The 22,992-nt window shown below is 43.5% G+C and carries 5 protein-coding genes; all 5 read left to right on the plus strand.

Annotated elements, in window-relative coordinates:
• Positions 1 to 334 precede the first annotated feature (334 nt).
• The 5 genes from PseudUWO311_RS08740 to PseudUWO311_RS08760 are packed head-to-tail and all read left to right on the plus strand — an operon-like array spanning position 335 to position 22,969.
• Positions 335 to 7,798 carry a PAS domain S-box protein gene (locus tag PseudUWO311_RS08740; protein ID WP_142654826.1) on the plus strand — a complete coding sequence of 2,488 codons (7,464 nt, stop codon included), beginning with the start codon at positions 335 to 337 and terminating at the stop codon, positions 7,796 to 7,798.
• Positions 7,795 to 13,833, plus strand: a complete 6,039-nt coding sequence (locus PseudUWO311_RS08745; RefSeq protein WP_142654827.1) for an AAA family ATPase — start codon at positions 7,795 to 7,797, stop codon at positions 13,831 to 13,833. The genes PseudUWO311_RS08740 and PseudUWO311_RS08745 overlap by 4 nt, the downstream gene beginning before the upstream one ends.
• A complete protein-coding gene (locus PseudUWO311_RS08750; RefSeq protein WP_190303439.1) occupies positions 13,811 to 19,345 on the plus strand; it encodes an AAA family ATPase in 5,535 nt (1,844 codons plus the stop codon). The genes PseudUWO311_RS08745 and PseudUWO311_RS08750 overlap by 23 nt, the downstream gene beginning before the upstream one ends.
• The gene (locus PseudUWO311_RS08755) at positions 19,335 to 20,759 is read left to right on the plus strand and encodes an ABC transporter substrate-binding protein (RefSeq protein ID WP_142654829.1); all 1,425 of its coding nucleotides are present in this window, start codon (positions 19,335 to 19,337) and stop codon (positions 20,757 to 20,759) included. Before PseudUWO311_RS08750 ends, PseudUWO311_RS08755 begins: the two co-directional genes overlap by 11 nt.
• A 2-nt stretch (positions 20,760 to 20,761) precedes the next feature.
• On the plus strand, positions 20,762 to 22,969 hold the full coding sequence (locus PseudUWO311_RS08760) for an ATP-binding protein (RefSeq protein ID WP_142654831.1): 2,208 nt from the start codon (positions 20,762 to 20,764) through the stop codon (positions 22,967 to 22,969).
• Positions 22,970 to 22,992 lie beyond the last annotated feature (23 nt).

The raw sequence follows: 22,992 nt of genomic DNA on the forward strand, positions 1-22,992 counted from the left end.
GGAATTACGCAAAAGGACGAAATGTAGGGTAATTCATGAATTGCTTCTACGGTAAAATGTGGGCTTTAAGACTTTTTTGCGTAAGACCTAACAAACATAGAAAATTACAACAATTTTCTATAATTACTTGTGCAAAATAAATTACAAAGCCCTTAAAGTTTTTCCCTGCTGGGAGCAACTTTAAGGGCTTTGGGTATGGTTATTTACAGCGCTAAGCACTGTAACTTTCAAAATATCCTAGCCATTTTAAGAATTACTGTAATAGGTTTAGACTCTCTACAAAACTCTGGCTGTAATATATACAAGAAGGCAGATTTGGATACTTCAATCAATTATGGCTAGTAGCGATCGCTTTATCCCAATTCAAGGCTATCAACTAGAGCAGCAAATTTATGCTGGTAGCAGAACAATTGTCTATCGAGGCATATGCATAGCTGATAGTCAGCCTGTCGTGCTGAAAATATTGAGAAGCGATCGCCCGACACATCAAGATTTGCTACGGCTGCGAAACCATTACACAATTGCAAAAAGACTCAACTCCCAAGGCATCGCCAAACCTATTGGCTTAGAAAACTATGGCAATGGCTATGTATTGGTAATGCCTGATGAGGGATATATCGCTCTTTCAGATTACGTTTCAGGTAATCCTATCAATCTGACCGAAGTTTTAGCGATCGCGATCCAACTCGCAACAATTTTAGACGATCTCTATCGTCAGTGCGTGATCCACAAAGATATCAACCCCAGCAATATTCTGATTGAACCGATTACGAAACAGATTAAGTTAACTGATTTTGGACTAGCGACATTACTGCCCCACCAGACGCAGATGCTAGTTAGTACAAATATCTTAGAAGGTACACTCGCTTATATGGCTCCCTGTCAAACAGGACGGATGAATCGGGGGATCGACTATCGCTGTGACTTTTATGCTCTAGGCGTAACTTTGTTTGAGCTATTGACAGGAGAATTGCCATTTAAGTCAGACGATCCCTTGGAAATAGTGCATTGTCATATTGCCAAGCCAGCACCACTAGTAAGCAAATTGAAACCAGAGATCCCAGAGGCGATCGCCCAAATTGTCTTTAAACTAATGGCAAAAAATGCCGAGGATCGTTACCAGAGCGCATTAGGTTTAAAGCACGATCTCGAAGTTTGTCTGAATGAGCTTAACCAGACAGGAAGCATCACTGAGTTTGCAATTGGCGAAAGAGATCTAAGCGATCGCTTCACGATCCCCGAAAAACTCTATGGACGCGAAGCAGAAGTTAAAACCTTATTAAGAGCCTTTGAGCGAGTTTCCCAAGGCGAAGCAGAACTAATGCTAGTAGCAGGATTATCAGGCATCGGCAAAACCGTCGTCATTAATGAAGTCCATAAACCAATAGTGGAGAAACATGGTTACTACATCAAAGGTAAATTTGACCAATACAATCGCAACATCCCTTTTTCCGCCTTTGTCCAAGCTTTTCGCAACTTGATCGGACAACTGAAGAGTGAAAGCGACACGCAACAGAAAGTATGGAGAAGCAAAATCCTTGACGCAGTGGGAGAGAACGGGCAAGTCATCATTGAAGTGATCCCAGAGCTAGAAGGAATTATCGGCAGTCAACCCAACGTAATTGAACTATCAGGAAATGCAGCTCAAAACCGCTTCAACTTACTACTGCAAAAATTCATTCAAGTTTTCGCCACACCCGAACATCCCCTAGTCATGTTTTTGGACGACCTACAATGGGCTGATTTATCTTCATTAAGGTTAATACAACTATTAATGCAAGACACAAAACAACTATTGATGTTAGGAGCCTATCGAGATAACGAAGTATCGCCAGTTCATCCATTGATGATGACAGTATCAGAAATGATCAAGACGGGCTTAACAGTGAAAACAATTACCCTGCAAGCATTGAGCCAAGCCTATATACATCAATGGATTTCCGACACCTTGATTTGCGACTTGCCCAGCGCCCAACCATTAACAGAATTGGTATATCAAAAGACCGCAGGAAATCCCTTTTTCTCGGTGCAGTTGCTCAAAGCTTTATATGAAGAACAGAGTATTACCTTTAACAGGGATTTGCATAATTGGCATTGCGATATCGCAAAAGCGAGACTGACTCATGCCGATGATGTGGTTGAGTTTATGGCAAGCCAATTACAGAAGTTGCCATTAGAAACTCAGGATGTCCTGAAAGTGGCTGCTTGTATTGGCGCACGGTTTGATTTACAGACCCTAGCGATCGCCTCCCAACAATCTCCAGAAAGTTCAGCACAAGCACTATGGCAAGCATTACAAGAAGGTTTTATCATTCCCACGACGGAAGCCTATAAGTTCTTTACACAGACTGATACGAATGCTGTTTTACAAACTGATGCGAATGCAACTTATAAGTTTCTGCACGATCGCGTTCAACAAGCTGCTTATTCTTTGATCCCTGACGAGCAAAAGCAGTGTACGCACTTAACGATTGGTCAACTGTTACTTAGAAATGACTCAACAGCAGAAACACCAAATCGCTTTTTTGTCACTATTAGCCACTTGAATATTGGGCGCGGGCTTATGCAATCCGTAGAGAGAGAAAGACTGTTACAATTAAATTTAGTAGCGGCTCAAAAGACGAAAACATCAACCGCTTATGCTGCTGCAACTCAGTATTTAAAAATCTGCATTGAACTTTTATCAGAAGATAGCTGGAATACAGAGCCTGAATTGACTCGAATAATCTATGAGCTGTTCGCAGAAGTTGCTTATTTGAGTACTAATTACGAGCAAATGGAGGAATACGTTGCGATCGTACTTTCTCAGACTCAAAATCTAATCGATAGAATGCGAGTGTACGAATTCAAAATATTGGGGATAAAAGCACAGGGTAAATTACAGGACTCGCTCAATCTTGGATTGCAATTACTTGCTTTATTAGGAGTATATTTTCCAGAGAAACCAACTCCTGCCTATATTCAACAAGTTGCAGAGAACACTAAAAGTTTATGGATGAATAGTGACATATTGGGTTTGTTAGATTCCCCTCTGATGAATGATCCAGAGCAGCTAACTAAAATGCGAATCCTCACGCAAATGACACCCTCTGCTTTCCAATCAGATCCAAATTTGTTGTCATTATTGATTTTTAAGCAGATCGAGTTGTTAATTACCGTTGGTAATTGTGAGATTTCTCCCTTCTCTTATGCTGAGTATGGAATACTGCTTTGTGGAGTTATGGGTGATTTTAAAGCAGGATACCAGTTTGGACAACTTGCCTTAAACGCTCTTGAGAGATTCCAGTTAATGGGTGGTAAAAGTCGCACCTATTTTATTGTACATAGTTTTATTAGTCATTGGACTGAATCACTTCGTATATCGCTACCCTATTGCAGAGAAGCTTATCAAATAGGACTAGAAACAGGCGATTTAGAGAGTAGTGCGTTAAATGCTGCACTCTATTGTTCTTCGGCATACTACGCAGGACAAGAATTATCCTCCCTCGTTGTAGAGATGAAAACCTATTTTCAGTCAATCTCGCAGCTTAAACAACGAACGACGCTGGGTTTCCATTCTATCTATTATCAAACTGTGCTGAACTTACTCGGACAGTCTGCTCGCCCCTATCAGTTAGAAGGTGAAGTTTTTGCTGAAGTGTATGAACTGCCACTGCTTCGAGAGGCTAATAACTATGCAGCCCTTTGCTACTTATATAGCAATAAAATGATTCTCTGCTATTTATTTGGTGAATATCAGTTAGCCGCAGAGTATGTCGTGATATTGGAGCCCTATGCTGGCAGTATGGTTGGGACATTTGTTGTTGTGATTAATTGCTTCTATAGTTCTCTGACTTTTTTACAATTATATCCTTCATTGATTGATATAGAGCGTACTCGATGTCTTGAAAGAATCGAAGCCAATCAAGAGAAACTGAAGCTATGGGCAGAAAACTCTCCGAGGAATCATTTACACAAGTTTCACTTAGTAGAAGCAGAAAGACAACATATATTAGGGAATAAACTAGAAGCAATCGAACTTTACGATCGCGCGATCGCTGGTGCAAAAGAAAACAGTTACATCCAAGAAGAAGCGCTTGCTAATGAACTCGCCGCAAAGTTTTATCTTGATTGGGGCAAAGAAAAAATCGCTCAAGTCTATATGACTGAAGCCTATTATGGCTATGTGCGCTGGGGCGCATCCGCTAAAGTCACCGACCTCGAAAACCGCTATCCCCAACTACTTGCTCCTACTCTTCGAGACTCCTTTGGCTCTTTCCAAAAATCTACTCACTCTTCTAGTAGCACCTCTGAAACAATCGATTTAACGACTCTACTAAAAGCATCTCAAGCAATTTCTGAAGAGATAGAGCTTTCAAAGCTCTTAGATGCGCTCCTAAATATCGCAAATATTAATTCTGGAGCTGATAAATGTGTCTTACTGCTGCAATCAGAACAAGAGATGCAAATTGTCGCGCTCGTGGAATCTGGACAACCTTCGCAAATATTCTCTTCTCCCATATCCATAGAACACAGTGAAGATATGGCGATTGGTATCGTCAATCAGGTCAAGCATAGTTTAGAACCCATAGTTTTAAATGATGCGCGACAAGATGCCCAATTTGTAAGCGATCGCTACATCCTCAAATATCGGCCCAAAAGCGTTCTATGTATGCCCATTCTGAAACAAGGCAAGTTAATCGGGATTTTATATTTAGAAAACAGCTTGACCATAGGAGCATTTACCAGCGATCGCCTTGAAGTCTTAAATCTAATTTGCTCTCAAGCTGCAATTTCCTTAGAAAATGCCCAACTCTATCAAACACTTTATGAGAGTGAGAATAAATTCAGAAGGCTAGTGGAAGGAGCCAATGACATGATCTGGGCTGCAAATTACGACGGCATATTTACCTATCTCTCTCCCCAATTTCAGACCATGTTTGGTTTGTCCATTGATGAATGGGTTGGACAATCCTTAATGAAATTGATTCATCCTGATGACTTAGAAAAGGCTATTGCACCTGCTAGATTGGCTCTAGAGAAAGGAGAGAAGCATCAAAACATAGAATTCCGTCACCTATGCCAAGATGGTAGTTATCTATGGGTAACACTAAATATGACCCCCATCCTTGATGGCAATGGAAGTGCGATCGGGCTACAAGGGATTTTGCGTGATATCAGCGATCGCAAAAATTTAGAAAAAGAACAAACACGTTTGTTGAGAATTCTAGAAGCATCTTCAGACTATATTGGTACTGCTAGTCCAGATGGTGAAATTACTTGGACAAATCAAAGATTACGCCAACTCCTAAAATTGGAGGAAAACGAAGCTCTAGCATGTCATCGGATACAAAATTTCCATCCTCAATGGGTCTTGGATCTATTTTACCGAGAAATAATCCCTCAAGCAATTCAACAAGGTTATTGGACTGGAGAAACAGCAATATTGACTCCAGATGGACAAGAAATTCCTGTATCGCAAGTTTTGATGGCGCATAAAGCCCCAACAGGCGAACTAGAATACCTCTCAACGATTATGCGTGATATCAGTGAGCAAAAAAGAACAGAAGCAGCTTTACAATCATCTGAATTAGAACTACGCAGCTTGTTTTTGGGGATGGATGATGTTGTCTTTGTGGTAGATCGAACTGGAAAATATCTTAAGATCGCCCCAACTAATGCAGACAAGCTTTACCTACCTCCCGATCTACTCATTGGCAAAAGTATTCAAGAGATTTTCCCCGCCGAACAATCTGAGCAATTTCTATCAGTAATCAGACAAACTCTAGACAAGCAACAAACTCAAGAATATGAATATAGCCTATTGATCCAAGATCGAGAATTTTGGTTTAGTGCAAGATGTTCTCCCTTGTCTGAGCAATCGGTCATTTGGGTGGCTCGCGATATCAGCGATCGCAAGCAATCAGAAATTGCCCTCCGCGAATCCCAACTGTTCCTTCAAACTGTAATTGACACTTTCCCTCTTGTCGTATTTTGGAAAGATCGACAGTCTGTCTATTTAGGTTGCAACCAAAAATCTGCGAGCGTTTGTGGTTTAGGCTCCCCCGCAGAAATTATCGGCAAGACTGACTACGACATGCCTTGGGCTGAAACCGAAGCCGATACTTATCGCGCTGGCGATCGTAAAGTCATGGACTCTGACGAAGCCAAACTTGGCATTATCGAGACGCAAGTGCGTGCTGATGGTTCAAAGATCTGGATTGAAACCAACAAATTGCCTTTGCATAACCTTAACGGTGAGGTGATTGGCATACTGGGGACTTATCAAAATATTACCGATCGCAAGAAAGCAGAAGAAGATATGCGAGATAGCGAAGAACGTCTACGTTTAGCACTCATGGCTGCGAATCAGGGACTATACGATCTCAATCTGCAAACTGGCGAAGCGATCGTCAGCCCTGAATATGCCACTATGCTGGGGTACGAGCCAGCCGAATTTCATGAAACAAATGCCAAGTGGATCGAGCGGCTGCACCCAGACGATCTAGAGCGAGTTGCAGGTACTTATTTAGCCTATGTGAATGGAGAAATTACCAATTACATCGTAGAATTTCGACAACGCACTAAAAACGGTGACTGGAAATGGATTCTCTCCCTTGGCAAAATTGTCGAACGGGCCGATCTTGGGCAACCTTTACGGATGTTGGGAACTCACACAGACATCAGCGATCGCAAAGCTGCTGAAGCACTACTTCAACAACAGGCTAAACAGCTCGAAGAATATACCCAGACTCTAGAACAGCGAGTAGAAGAGCGCACCCAAGAGCTTTCGCAAGCTCTATCCAATCTTCAGTCCACCCAAGCAGGACTAATTCAATCTGAAAAGATGGCAGCCTTGGGACAAATTACTGCTAGCGTCGCCCACGAGATCAATACCCCTCTGGGCGTAATTCGTGCAGCTACAGGCAATATCAACGAGGCAAGCAATGTCTCCCTTCAGCAACTGCCCCAAATTATGCAAAGCTTAACTTCTCAACAGCAAGCAGAATTTATCGCTCTAGTCAAGGCAGCAATTCAGAAACCGCAATCCCTATCTACCAAAGAAGAACGACAACTGCGACGACAACTGCAAAGCGAACTGGACAGCCAAGGTATTGCTGATGCTAGTGGCATTGCTAATCAACTTAGTCAGATGCAATTAGGTTCCGATTTACATCTTTATCAATCCATTCTGCAAGCTCAGAACTGTTACGAAATTTTAGAGGTGGCTTACAAACTGGTTTTGCAACATCAGAGTATTCGCAGCATTCAACAAGAAGTAGACCGCGCCGCCAAAATTGTTTTTGCGCTCAAAACATACAGCCATCGCAGTAGTGACGCTGGAGAGAAAAGCCTGATTCAAATTAGTGATGGTATCGAAATCGCCTTAACGCTCTACCAAAGCCGATTGAAGCAAGGAATAGAGGTGATTCGTAAATATGAGCCAGTCCCCGAGCTTCTTTGCAATCCAGATGAACTTACCCAAGTGTGGGTTAATTTAATTGACAATGCCATCTATGCTATTGGTAAAGCTGGTACTTTAGAAATAGCGATCGCCCCGCAAGCAGGACAAGTGGTAGTTGAAATTACTAATTCGGGAGCGGCAATTCCCGATGAAATAATATCGCGACTATTTGAGCCGTTTTTTACAACTAAGCCGAGAGGAGAAGGTAGCGGACTGGGCTTAGATATTGTGCGCCAAATCGTACAGAAACATGATGGCGAGATTCAAGTAAGCAGCCAATCGGGTCGAACGACTTTTAGCCTTTACTTTCCATTGCCTATCGATCCCATGGACAGGAAGGAAGAACTGCTGTGAATCCACAAAAAATGAACTCAAGCGATCGCTTCCCTCGGATTGACGGCTACCTGCTGACTGAAGAACTTCACGCTAGTGCTAAAACCATAGTCTATCAAGGTATTCAGCTTAAAGATACTCTACCTGTAGTATTGAAACTATTGAGAAGCGATCGCCCCTCAATGCAAGATCTACTGCACCTGCGTAACCACTACACAATTACCAAAAATCTCGATTTGGCAGGGATTGTCACACCCCTGAGTTTAGAATCCTTTGGCAATGGCTTTGTCTTGGTCATGCCTGACGATCGTAGTACTGCTCTATCAGAACATATTGCCTTACGTTCTTTGAATCTAGCAGAGTGTTTAGCGATCGCCATTCAACTAGCCGAAATTCTGCATGATCTGCACCAGCAGCATGTCATCCATAAAGACATCAAGCCCGCTAATATTCTGCTCCAGCCTGAATCGAAACAAATTAAGCTGATCGACTTTAGCCTTGCCTCTTTACTGCCCAAAGAAACCGCAGAGATTGCCAGCCCTAACGTTTTAGAAGGGACATTAGCCTATATATCACCAGAGCAAACAGGACGGATGAATCGCGGAATCGACTACCGTACAGATTTCTATGCCTTGGGTGTGACCTTGTTTGAACTATTCTCTGGGCAGTTACCATTCCCATCGGACGATCCCCTAGAACTGCTGCACTGCCATATAGCCAAGCCTGCGCCCTTGGTCTGCGAATTGAAACCAGAGATTCCCTTAGCGATCGCCCAAATTATCTTTAAGCTAATGGCGAAAAATGCTGAAGATCGCTATCAGAGTGCTTTAGGTTTAAAGTACGATCTCGAACTCTCGCTCAATCAATTTAACGCAACGGGAACTATTCCATCCTTGGAAATTGCGACAAGGGATCGAAGCGATCGCTTCACAATTCCTGAAAAACTCTATGGACGAGAAGCGGAAGTATCAGCCTTGCTAGCTGCCTTTGAGCGCGTCAGTTCTAGTTCCAGTGCAGCAGAAATGATGCTGGTGGCGGGATTCTCAGGGGTGGGCAAAACTGCGGTGGTGAATGAAGTTCATAAGCCCATTGTCAAACAACGGGGCTATTTCATCAAAGGTAAATTTGACCAGTTTAATCGGAATATTCCCTTTTCAGGATTTGTGCAAGCTTTTCGCGATTTGATTGGACAATTGTTGCATGAAAGCGATCGCCAACTAGCCCATTGGAAAACCAAAATTCTTGAAGCCGTGGGTGAGAACGGTCAAGTGGCGATCGAGGTAATTCCTGAGCTAGAACTAATTATTGGACATCAACCTGCTGCTATCGAATTATCCGCTAGTGCTGCCCAGAACCGATTTAATAACCTGTTTCAGAAGTTTATTCAAGTTTTTACGACATCACAACCACTAACCATCTTCCTAGACGATCTTCAATGGGCGGATTCGGCTTCTCTAAACCTTTTGCAATTGTTGATGCAGGACATGGGGCATCTCTTGATTTTGGGAGCCTATCGAGATAACGAAGTATCTTTGGCACATCCATTTATGCTGACAGTTAATAGCTTGAAGCAAGCAGGGGTAATGATTGATACGATCGCCTTGCAACCCCTCAGTCAAGCCGATATCAATCAATTAGTGGCAGACACCTTAAGTTGCGATCTCGCCTATGCAAAGCCGCTAACCGATTTGGTATATCTCAAGACCCAAGGCAATCCCTTTTTTACCACCCAATTTCTCAAAACCCTACATCAAGAAGGGTTCATCCATTTCCATGTAGCTGATGAAACCAGCCAAGGCGGATGGCAATGCGATCTCAGCCAGATCAAGCTTCAAAGCTTAACCGATGATGTCGTAGCCTTTATGGCGCAACAGCTACAGAAGCTTCCTCAAACTACGCAAGCCATACTAAAGCTAGCCGCCTGTATCGGATCACAGTTCGATTTGCAGACCTTAGCAATTGTGTCAGCGCGATCGCAGATAGATACTGCTACGACATTATGGAAAGCACTAGCCGAGGGCTTAATCGTTCCTCTCAATCAAATCTACAAATTCTTTCAAATGGATTCTGAAGTTGTTCAAGAAAATTCTTCTGGATTCCAAATTGATGATTCTAGTTCCTGTTCTTATCGATTCCTTCACGATCGCGTCCAGCAAGCAGCCTATTCTTTGATCCCAGACTCTCAAAAAGAAGTCGTTCACCTAAATATCGGTCGATTGCTTTTGGCTCGTACACCCCATAGCGATCGCGAGTTGCCACAATTCCAGATTGTGAATCAACTTAATCGGGGCATATCTCTGATTAGTGACTCAGGAGAGCGCGAAGAACTGGCTTATCTCAACTGGCGGGCGGGAGCAAAAGCAAGGAGCGCCACTGCCTACGAAGCGGCGATGAATTATCTCGATACGGGTTTACAGCTTTTATCGGCGCAATCTTGGCAAAACCAGTATGCCCTTAGTCTCGGACTGCATCAACTCACCGTCGAAGTCGCCTATCTTGCCCATAATTACGATCGCATGGCAACAATAATGGCGATCGGCTTGCAAAATGCGAGGAATCACCTAGATCGGGCGAAATTCTACGAAACTCAAATTCTGGCGTTAGTAGCCCAAAATCAAGTAAGGGCGGCGGTGGATTATGCCCGTAAGATTCTATCCATTTTTGGTGTGCGCTTTCCCAAAAGTCTATCTAAACTGCGAACGATTCTAGGATTCTTAGCGACGCTCTATCGCATGGCTGGTAAATCGCCACAGGATTTGCTCAAATTGCCTGCCATGTCCGATCCCTATAAATTAACAGCCTGTAACCTGCTAAATGCGATGGGTGCAGCTTCCGCAAGTGGAATGCCAGAGATTCTGCCATTTATGACATTTATTGGACTGTCGCTCTATCTCCGTTATGGCAATATTCCCAAATCTTCGATGGCTTATACGATCTATGGTTATTTGCTCTGTGAGCGGCTGGGACGAATCGATCAAGGCTATGCCATAGGTAAAGCCGCGATCGCCCTATGCCATCAGACCTCCTCAAAAGCAGCTTTAGCTCCGACCCTATTTCTGTGGCAGAGGTTTATTGCCTATCGGAAGGAATCCCTACGAGATTTGTCACCAATATTATTGGAAGCCTATCAAGTGAGTTTGGAAGTTGGCGATATTGAATATGCCGCTTATAGTCTCTGTGTCTATTTTACTCAAGCCTATTGGACAGGGCAGAATCTCATGGACTTGCAACGGGATGCGATCGCTAGTCGTGCGGATTTGCAAAAGCTCAAGCAACGTGCCATGACCGATGTATTCGCTCTCAACTGCCAGTGCTTAGAAAATCTCATCACCGAAACTGAGGATGTTTGCCAACTCGTCGGTCGGTTCTTTGATGAAACTGCGATCGCCTCAAGCGATCGTCAACTACAGGTGCAAACCAGTTTTCGCAAGCTCCATCTAGCTTTGTTGTTCGATCGACCTAGGCTAGCACTGGAACAGATCGCCATAATTGAGACGAGGCTAGAATCAATTGATGGAACGTTTATCAAAACGCTGCTCTATTTTTATGATGCTTTAGTTAGGTTAGTTCTGTATCCCCATCTAGGAAAAGCCGAACAGAGACAGGCTCTCGCTAAGGTAAAGACCGATATCAAACTTCTGACCAAGTTAGCCAAATCGGCTCCCATGAATTATCAACACAAGCTGCTTTTAGTGGAAGCGGAAAATCTGCGCGTTTTGGGCAAGTCTAGCCAAGCGGGAGAACTTTACGATCGCGCGATCGCTGGTGCTAAAGAGAACGACTACACCCAAGAAGAAGCGCTTGCAAACGAACTTGCCGCCAAGTTTTACCTCGATCTTGGTAGAGAAAAAATCGCTCAAGTCTATATGGTTGAGGCTTATTATGGCTACATCCGATGGGGCGCAACTGCGAAGGTTGACGATTTAGTGACTCGATATCCAAAATTACTGGCTTCTATTCAACAAAATCCTCCTGTCCCTGACTTTTTGGCAAAGTCTTCTAGCCATACCACCAGTGGAGTTTTAGCTACACTCGATTTAGCCACAATCCTTAATGCTTCTCAATCAATTTCTAGTGAAATTGAACTTGATAAGCTCTTGGGAACGCTCCTGAATATCGCGATCGTCAATGCTGGTGCGGAGAAGTGCGTCTTACTACTACAAGTCGAAGAGGAGCTACAGATCGCCGCTCTCGGCACATCTGGACAGCAGCCGCAAATCCTATCCACACCGATATCTCTAGAACTAAGTCAAGATGTAGCAAGGAGTTTGGTAAATTGGGTTAAACGCAGTTTAGAGCCTCTAGTCTTAGCCGATGCGAGGGAGAATACGCAGTTTGCCAGCGATCGCTACATCATCCAGCACCAACCCAAAAGTATTCTATGCACGCCTATTTTGAAACAGGGAAAGTTGCTGGGCGTTTTATATTTAGAGAATAATTTAACCGTAGGTGCATTTACTAGCGATCGCATCGCCGTTCTTAATTACCTGAGTACCCAAGCCGCGATCTCCCTTGACAACTCGCGCATCCTCTATGAAATCCAGCAATCTAAGCTCGATCTTCAGCAGAGTAACGCATTTCTGGAAGCTCAGAGGGAAGCTTCTCCCGATGGCATTTTAGTGATTGATAAAAATAGACGAATTAGTGCCTACAATCATGGATTTGTAGAAATATGTCGCATTCCTCAGCATATTCTTGACACCAATGATGATTACCAACTTTTAGGATTTGTTTTGGAACATTTAGCTCAGCCTGAGGAGTTCTTAAAAAAGGTGGAATATCTCTACGAACATCCGCAGGAAGCTAGCTTTGATGAGATTAACTTAAAGGATGGACGGATTTTAGAGCGGGCTTCCACCGCAGTAATACTGCCATCGGGAGAGTATTGCGGTCGCATCTGGAACTTCCGAGATATCAGCGATCGCAAAGCAGCAGAAGCTCAACTCCATAATCAAGCACGACTACTGGAAGAGTATTCCCAAACCCTAGAGCAAAAAGTGGAAGAACGCACTCAAGAACTATCTCAGACTTTAGCTGACCTCCAAACTGCCCAAGCCGAATTAATCCAATCAGAAAAAATGGCAGCCCTAGGACAGCTCACGGCTAGCGTGGCTCATGAAGTCAACACACCTTTAGGAGTGATTCGCAGTGCCACAGGCAATATTATTGCTGTGTTTAACGTTTTGCTGCAACAATTGCCAGTATTAATGCAACGCCTAAATCCTACACAGCAAGATGCTTTTATCGCTTTGGTAAATACTTCACTTCAGCAACAGCAGTCTCTCTCAACCAAAGAAGAACGACAACTGCGACGACGATTGCAAACAGAACTGGATTCTTTGGGGATAGCTAAGTCCCAAGAGATTGCCGACCAATTCGCCCTCCTGCGGATAGAATCATCTCTAGAAGCCTATCAGCATCTTCTCGAAGCACCTGATTGTGATGAAATTTTGCAGGTAGCTTATAGGCTGGTACAACAAAATCAGAATGCCATTAGCATTCAACAGGAAGTCGATCGCGCCGCCAAAATTGTCTTTGCACTGAAAACCTACAGCCACCAAAGCCAATCGGAAGAGAAAAGCCTCATCCAGATTAGTGACGGCATTGAGATAGCTCTGACGCTCTACCAAAGCCGATTGAAGCAAGGAATAGAGGTAATTCGTAACTATGAGCCAGTCCCCTATCTTCTTTGCGACCCAGATGCGCTTACACAGGTGTGGGTTAATTTAATAGACAATGCCATCTATGCGATCGGTAAAGCGGGGACTCTAGAAATTGCGATCGCGCCGAGATCAGGACAAGTGGTAGTGGAAATTACTAATTCGGGGGCGGAAATTCCTGATGAAATCATGTCGCGACTATTTGAGCCTTTTTTTACAACCAAGCCAAGAGGCGAAGGCAGTGGACTGGGCTTAGATATTGTGCGTCAAATCGTCCAAAAACATGGGGGTGATATTCAAGTAAGTAGCCAAATAGGAGAGACCAAATTCAGTGTAAGCTTACCTCTAATAGTCTTAGACTCTAAAGAACCTCATGCAGACAGCATCTCAAGGTAGCCATCTGTTTCCACTGATGGATGGTTACGACCTAACCCAATTGCTTTATGTAGGCAGTCACAGTCTTGTCTATAGGGGAATACGACTGTCTGATAAGCAACCTGTGGTTCTGAAAATGCTCCAAGGTGATACTCCATCCTTTCAAGATCACTTGAGGCTACGCAATCACTATATCCTCACAAAAGCGATGAATCTATCAGGGGTGGTGAAGCCACTGGAGTTAGTTGCCTATGGCAATGGTTCTGTGTTAGTGATGTGCGATGACGGTTGCCGATCGCTACGGGATGAGGTGATTGCGAACTCCTTGACATTGGCTGATTTTTTGGCGATCGCCCTACAACTTGCAGACATCCTTGACGGACTCTATCAGTATCGGATCATCCACAAAGACATTAAGCCCAGCAACATCCTGATTCACCCCACTTCAGGGCAGGTGAAGCTGACCGACTTTGGTTTGGCTTCGCAATTGCCCCAAGAAACTCAGGAACTAAAGGCTATCGGCATCTTAGAAGGCACACTAGCTTATCTATCACCAGAACAGACTGGACGCATGAATCGCGGCATCGATTACCGCAGTGATTTCTATTCCTTGGGGGTCACTTTCTACGAACTGTTGACGGGGCAACTACCTTTCCAGAGCGCAAATCCTCTGGAGTTAGTCTATTGTCACTTGGCAAAGGAACCTATGTCTTTGGAGCAAGCCCAAGGTAAAAATATCAGATTAACAATTCCAAAGGTCATTTCCGATCTGGTGCTGAAACTAATGGCAAAAGATGCAGAGGATCGTTACCAGAGCGCATTAGGTTTAAAGCACGATCTCGAAGTTTGTCTGAATGAGCTTAACCAGACGGGAAGCATCACTGAGTTTGCAATTGGCGAAAGAGATCTAAGCGATCGCTTCACGATCCCCGAAAAACTCTATGGACGCGAAGCAGAAGTTAAAACCTTATTAAGAGCCTTTGAGCGAGTTTCCCAAGGCGAAGCAGAACTAATGCTAGTAGCAGGATTATCAGGCATCGGCAAAACCGTCGTCATTAATGAAGTCCATAAACCAATAGTGGAGAAACATGGTTACTACATCAAAGGTAAATTTGACCAATACAATCGCAACATCCCTTTTTCCGCCTTTGTCCAAGCTTTTCGCAACTTGATCGGACAACTGAAGAGTGAAAGCGACACGCAACAGAAAGTATGGAGAAGCAAAATCCTTGACGCAGTGGGAGAGAACGGGCAAGTCATCATTGAAGTGATCCCAGAGCTAGAAGGAATTATCGGCAGTCAACCCAACGTAATTGAACTATCAGGAAATGCAGCTCAAAACCGCTTCAACTTACTACTGCAAAAATTCATTCAAGTTTTCGCCACACCCGAACATCCCCTAGTCATGTTTTTGGACGACCTACAATGGGCTGATTTATCTTCATTAAGGTTAATACAACTATTAATGCAAGACACAAAACAACTATTGATGTTAGGAGCCTATCGAGATAACGAAGTATCGCCAGTTCATCCATTGATGATGACAGTATCAGAAATGATCAAGACGGGCTTAACAGTGAAAACAATTACCCTGCAAGCATTGAGCCAAGCCTATATACATCAATGGATTTCCGACACCTTGATTTGCGACTTGCCCAGCGCCCAACCATTAACAGAATTGGTATATCAAAAGACCGCAGGAAATCCCTTTTTCTCGGTGCAGTTGCTCAAAGCTTTATATGAAGAACAGAGTATTACCTTTAACAGGGATTTGCATAATTGGCATTGCGATATCGCAAAAGCGAGACTGACTCATGCCGATGATGTGGTTGAGTTTATGGCAAGCCAATTACAGAAGTTGCCATTAGAAACTCAGGATGTCCTGAAAGTGGCTGCTTGTATTGGCGCACGGTTTGATTTACAGACCCTAGCGATCGCCTCCCAACAATCTCCAGAAAGTTCAGCACAAGCACTATGGCAAGCATTACAAGAAGGTTTTATCATTCCCACGACGGAAGCCTATAAGTTCTTTACACAGACTGATACGAATGCTGTTTTACAAACTGATGCGAATGCAACTTATAAGTTTCTGCACGATCGCGTTCAACAAGCTGCTTATTCTTTGATCCCTGAAGATCGGCAACAGTCAGCTCATTTAGCAATTGCGCGATTGCTGCGACAAAACACCCCAGATGCAGAACTGGAAGCCAATATTTTTAAGATTGTTAATCACTGGAATCGCGCGATCGCCCTTCTGATTGATCCACTGGAAAAAAACAATCTCGCTCAATTCAATTTAATTGCTGGTCGCAAAGCCAAAGCCTCTAACGCCTATGAATCGTCTTTAACATATTTCACTATAGGGCTAGCTCTCCTCGGCGATCTAGGCTGGCAGAGCCAACCTGATTTGATGCTGACCTTGCATGAAGGCGCAGCAGCAACAGCTTATCTCTGCGGTGATTTTGCTCAAATGGAGCAGTGGGTTAGCACGATCTTAGCGCAAAGGCTGGAGCCTCTTGATCTGGTTAAAACCTATGAAATCCAGATTCAAGCCTATAGTACGCAGGGTCAGTTTTTGGAGGCGATCGCGATCGCGCAAAATGCCCTAGAGAAGTTCAATATTCATCTTCCCAAACAACCAACACCCGCTGATATCGTTCCCGCAATGCAAGATGTGGCGACCCTGCTCAATGCTCGAACTGCCAATGATTTACTTGATTTGCCAGTGATGACAAACGCGGAATCTTTGGCAAGTATGCAGCTACTTTCGAGTATTAACCCAACCACTTATCTTTCTGCCCCCTTACTGTTTCCGTTTGTAATTTTGGCTCAAGTAAAACTATCGATTCAAGCAGGTAACTCTGGGCTGTCATCTCTTGCCTACTGTTGCCATGCTATTTTGTTGAGCAGTGTTTTAGAAGACTTAGACGCAGCATACGAATTTGGTCAGCTAGGACTGAAACTGGCGGAAAAGTTCAAACTTCCAGATGTTCAGGCTAAGGTGAACTTTACCGTCGGCTCCTTTATTCTTCACTGTAAATCCCACTGCCAAAATAGTCTAATTCTCTTGAAAGAAGCATTCAAAATGTCGCTGGAATTAGGCGATTTTGAATATGTGGGTCATAATGCTAATCTTATTTGGCAAATTGCCTATGCTGTTGGTCAAGAATTAGCGACACTACAAGAAGAAATAGAAGTTTATATCGCCACACTCCTGAAGCTAAAGGTTATTACGAGCGCAAACTCTGGTTTAGCTTTTTTGCAAACTATCAAGCGATTACAAACTACTAAGAATCAGGATTTGTTGACTGCCGAAAGGGAGTTGCATCATACCTTAACTGTTTCAAATAATTTAGGTGGATTACATTCTTATTGGGTTTATCGACTAACCGCATCCTACTTGCTTAACGAAATGGTTGAGGCAAAACAAGATGCGGTTGAAGCAATCCAAACCTTGGCGGCTGGGGCAAGTCTAATTAACATACCGATTTTTTACTTTTATGATTCTCTGACAGCCTTAGTTGACTTTGCAGAGGAAGCAGACAAAACAGTAGTTCTTGATCGCATTTCTGAAAATCAGACCAAACTGCTCCATCGTGCTTACTATGCGCCAATGAACTTTCAACACAAATATGATTTAGTGGAGGCAGAGCGATATCGTGTTTTGGGCAATAAACTAGAAGCAATCGAACTTTACGATCGCGCGATCGCTGGTGCAAAAGAAAACAGCTACATCCAAGAAGAAGCGCTTGCTAACGAACTCGCCGCAAAGTTTTATCTGGATTGGGGCAAAGAAAAAATCGCTCAGGTCTATATGACTGACGCATACTATGGCTATGTACGTTGGGGGGCAGCCGCTAAAGTCACCGACCTAGAAAATCGCTATCCTCAACTACTCTCGCCAATACTTCGAGACTCCCTCGGCTCCTTCAAGAAAAAATCTACTAACTCCTCTAGTAGCACCTCTGAATCAATCGATTTAGCGACTCTGCTAAAAGCATCTCAAGCAATTTCCGAAGAGATAGAGCTTCCAAAACTTTTAGAAGCGCTCCTAAATATCGCAAACATTAATTCTGGTGCCGATAAATGCGTCTTACTGTTGCAATCAGAATCAGAGTTGCAAATTGTCGCGCTCGTGGAATCTGGACAACCTTCGCAAATATTCTCTTCTCCCATATCCATAGAACACAGTGAAGATATGGCGATTGGTATCGTCAATCAGGTCAAGCGTAGTTTAGAACCCTTAGTTTTAAGCGATGCGCGACAAGATGCCCAATTTGTAAGCGATCGCTACATCCTCAAACATCGACCTAAAAGTATTCTATGTATGCCCATTCTGAAACAATGCAAGTTAATCGGGATTTTATACCTAGAAAATAGCTTGACCATAGGAGTATTTACTAGCGATCGCCTTGAAGTGCTAAACCTAATTTGTTCTCAAGCTGCGATTTCCTTAGAAAATGCTCAACTTTACCGCACCCTAGAGCAAAGAGTCGAAGAACGTACTCAAGAGCTTTCCGAAGCCTTAACAAATCTCCAGACTACTCAAGCCGAATTAATCCAATCGGAAAAAATGGCAGCCCTAGGACAACTTACAGCGAGCGTAGCCCATGAAGTCAACACACCTCTAGGAGTGATTCGTAGTGCCACAGGCAATATTATCACTGCTTTGAAAGTTTTACTTCCACAATTGCCAGTATTGATGCAGCAACTAAATCCTATACAACAAGCTGCATTTATCGCTTTGGTGAATAATTCGCTTCAGCAACGGCAGTCTCTCTCAACCAAAGAAGAACGACAACTGCGGCGACGATTGCAAACAGAACTGGATGCTTTGGGAATTGCTAAAGCCCAAGAGATCGCCGACCAATTCGCCCTCCTGCGGATAGAATCATCTCTTGAAGCCTATCAGCCCCTTATCGAAGCTCCTGATTGCTATAACATTTTGCAAGTCGCTTATATGCTGGTGCAACAAAGCCAGAATGCCATTAGCATTCAAGAAGAAGTCGATCGCGCCGCCAAAATTGTCTTTGCGCTCAAAACCTATAGCCACCAAAACCAATCTAAAAAAAGCCTAATTCAAATTAGCGATGGCATAGAAATCGCCTTAACGCTCTACCAAAGCCGCCTCAAACAAGGAATAGAGGTGATTCGTAAATACGAGCCAGTCCCCGATCTTCTCTGTGACCCAGATGCGCTTACACAGGTTTGGGTTAATTTGATTGACAATGCGATCTATGCGATCGGTAAAGTGGGTACTTTAGAAATTGCGATCGCGCAGCAAGCAGGACAAGTGATTATTGAAATTACTAATTCGGGGGCGGAAATTCCTGATGAAATCATGCCGCGACTGTTTGAGCCATTTTTTACAACCAAGCCGAGAGGCGAAGGCAGTGGACTAGGCTTAGATATTGTGCGTCAAATCATTCAAAAACATGGAGGTGATATTCAAGTAAGCAGCCAATCTGGACGAACTACTTTTATAGTAATGTTGCCTTTGTCAAGGTCGATGGGAGAATCTGATGTTAAATAGACGACGTTTTAACCAGATGTCTCTAGGAGCTTTGGGCTTAGGACTGGCAAGCTGTAACCAGACTAAATATCTGACTAATACCAGTAGTGGACAGTCATCAAGCAAAGCCGATCTCTTGATTTGGTGGGAGCAGGGCTTTTTGCCAGAGGAAAATGAACAAATTAATCAGCTCATTCGCAGATGGGAAAAAAAGTCTGGAAAAGTTGTTGATTTGAAATTGCTCCCCGTTGCTCTTATCGATCAACAGTTAACAAATTTTATCGGTCAATCGGAATCCAACCAAATTCCTGATATTGTTTACTCCGTGGGTGTAGATGCTAGCCTCGCACCCAAATTTGCTTGGCATGATCAATTAGTCGATCTTACGGATGTAATCACTCCCATTCAGAATAAATATACAAGTATTGCCCTCTCCCATGTTTTCTATCACAATCAAGTTCGTAAAGAACGCAGTTACTATGCGCTCCCATTGTGGCAATCCGATGAATACATTCACTATTGGGAAAGTATGCTTGAGGAGATTGACTTAACGCAACTGGATATTCCGCGAGAATGGAATCAGTTTTGGCGATTTTGGCAAACAGCTCAAAAGGAGTTGCGAGCAAAGGGGCGATCGCAGATTTATGGAGTGGGATTATGTATGTCGGCGATCGGGTTTGACACCTATACATCCCTGAAGATGTTTATGGATGCTCACAACGTTAATGTGGTGAATGAGTCGGGAGAATTTCTTTTAAGAAAACCAGAAAATCGTCAGCAGTTTATAGCCGCACTGCAGGAATTTACTAGCTTCTATTTGCAGGGATATACGCCACCTCAATCAGTACGATGGACAGGATCTGGAAATAATAACAGCTTCCTAAATAGTGAAATCTTAATGACTCAAAATCTCACGATGTCGATTCCCCTTACCCAAAAGTTATCCCATCCTCAATACGATCGCGATGCGATCGCGAGATATCGTCAGATCGTGACGATCGATCGCCCTCTAAAAGTGGATGGTGGTGAATTGCTAACGCGCAAGGGAACGAAGCAAGCGATCGTACCTAAAAACTGTAAGAATCCAGAGCTTGCCAAAGATTTTTTGCGTTATCTAGTTAGTCCAGATAACTTGATGTCATTACTCAAAGGCTTTAAGGGGAGAGTTTTTCCCGTGATGCCTGAGCTATTAAAAGATCCCTTTTGGAATGAGCCGAATGATCCCCATCTTTCATCAGCTCTGAAAATATATGCCCGTCCTAGCTACGTTCCTTATGAGGTGATGCATTCAGCTTTTAGTGAGGTGCAAAATCAACAGCTTTGGGCAAAAACAGTTCTCAAGGTGGTGCAAGACAAAGCCTCGGTAGTGGAATCGGCAGATTGGGCAATCACCAAAATTCAAGATATCTTGCAGTTAGCGGAGAAAAAAGTTTGAATATGATGAAAGGATGGTTGCGGCGCAGTTTACTCAGGCAAATGGTTAGCTATTTCTCAGGTTTGTCAGTCATTACCGTGAGCGTAGTGGCTATTGGCTCTTATTTTCACGCCCGCAGTTCTCTATCAACGGAAGTCGTCAACCGCCTCACTGTAGCAACACAACTAAAATCCTTGCAACTCCAAAAGTGGTTAGAAAATCAGTTGCGAGACATTCTTGTAGTCAGCCAAGATGTAGAAATTCAAGAGTTACTAGGTCAACTGCTGGCTTCCGATCCCAGTCAACCTGCTTATCAGAAAGCTTACACCAATCTCAAAAAAAATATTGGGCGTATTAGTCTTGTGAAGCCGAATTTAGGTAGCATTCGTGTTACTCGAAATAGTGGTTTTGTGATCTTCTCTTCCACTGATTCTAAACTCGAAGGAACCTATTTACCCTTGGGCGATCCCGCCACCTACTTTACAAGCGATCGCATTAATACAGTTGTCCCTAATTTTTATATTTCACCACGCACCAACAAAGTTTCCATAACTGTCACTACATCACTTTTAGATGAAAATAATGTCAAAATGGGAGCTGTGACTGCCGATTTTAATCTAGATTACATTGACGCATTGATTCGCGATAATACGGGGCTGGGGGAGACAGGCGAAACGTATCTAATTGGCAAAGCTGGTACTAAAACCATTTTTGTTGCTGGCAATCAAATGGAACCTAAAGATCCGTCACGGACAAAAGCGGTATATAGCGATGGTATCGATCAAGCGATCAAGCAACAGAGTGGATTTGGCTTGTATAACAACTATGCAGGAATTCCTGTGGTCGGCGTTTATTGGTGGTTGCCTTCCCAAAACTTAGCATTAATCGCCGAAATCAACCAAGATAAAGCCTTTGCTCCAGCCGATCGCTTAGCAATTAATATTCTGATCTTGGGCTTTTTATCTTCTAGCATACTTCTCATCGCCATTTATCTATTTTCTCGCCAAATTACCCGCCCGATTTTAGCAATTAATACTACCGCCGCACGTTTGGCTGAGGGAGAGCTAAACCAAACCGCACCAATCATGACTGAGGATGAGGTGGGAGTCCTTGCCCAAACCTTTAACAAAATGGCAAAACAACTAGAAATCTCTTTCCACAAATTGGAAGAATATTCCCAAACCCTAGAGCAGAAAGTGGAAGAACGCACTCAGGAACTCTCCCAGACTTTAGCTCACCTTCAAACTACCCAAGCAGAATTAATCCAATCGGAAAAAATGGCAGCATTAGGACAGCTTACTGCAAGCGTCGCCCATGAAGTCAACACGCCTTTGGGAGTGATTCGCAGTGCCACAGGCAATATTATCGCTACTTTGAAAGTTTTACTGCCACAGTTGCCAGTATTGATGCAGCGCCTAAATCCTTTACAACAGGCTGCTTTTATCGCTTTGGTAAATACTTCACTTCAGCAACAGCAGTCTCTCTCAACCAAAGAAGAACGACAAATGCGGCGACGATTGCAAACAGAACTCGATGCTTTGGGAATTGCTAAAGCCCAAGAGATCGCCGACCAATTTGCCCTGCTGCGGATAGAATCATCTCTAGAAGTTTATCAGCATCTTCTCGAAGCACCTGATTGCGATGAAATTCTGCAAGTTGCCTATAAGCTGGTGCAACAAAATCAGAATGCCATTAGCATTCAACAGGAAGTCGATCGCGCCGCAAAGATTGTTTTTGCACTCAAAACATACAGCCATCGCAGCAGTGAAACTGGGGAGAAAAGCCTGATCCAAATTAGCGAGAGCCTCGAAATCGCCTTAACACTATATCAAAGTCGCTTGAAGCAAGGAATAGAGGTGATTCGTAAATATGAGCCAGTCCCCTATCTTCTCTGCGACCCAGATGCGCTTACACAGGTGTGGGTTAATTTAATTGACAATGCTATTTATGCGATTGGTAAAGTGGGTACTCTAGAAATAGCGATCGCGCAGCAAGCAGGAAAAGTAATTGTTGAAATTACTAATTCGGGAGCGGAAATTCCTGATGAAATCATGCCGCGACTGTTTGAGCCATTTTTTACAACCAAGCCGAGAGGCGAAGGTAGCGGACTGGGCTTAGATATTGTGCGCCAGATATTGCGAAAGCATGATGGTGATATTCAAGTAAGTAGCCAGAATGAGCAAGTCACATTTTCGGTTATTATTCCTCTATCTAAAGACATAAAATGCTGATCGCCAATTAATCCCACTCAGGA

Source organism: Pseudanabaena sp. UWO311, from assembly GCF_006937785.1.
In the GTDB taxonomy this organism is placed as follows: Bacteria; Cyanobacteriota; Cyanobacteriia; order Pseudanabaenales; family Pseudanabaenaceae; genus Pseudanabaena.

Excerpts from the sequence above, each read along its gene's own strand:
- PseudUWO311_RS08750 (WP_190303439.1), top strand. The coding sequence starts at position 13,811 with ATGCAGACAGCATCTCAAGGTAGCCATCTGTTTCCACTGATGGATGGT.
- PseudUWO311_RS08760 (WP_142654831.1), top strand. The coding sequence starts at position 20,762 with ATGATGAAAGGATGGTTGCGGCGCAGTTTACTCAGGCAAATGGTTAGC.
- PseudUWO311_RS08755 (WP_142654829.1), top strand. The coding sequence starts at position 19,335 with ATGTTAAATAGACGACGTTTTAACCAGATGTCTCTAGGAGCTTTGGGC.
- PseudUWO311_RS08740 (WP_142654826.1), top strand. The coding sequence starts at position 335 with ATGGCTAGTAGCGATCGCTTTATCCCAATTCAAGGCTATCAACTAGAG.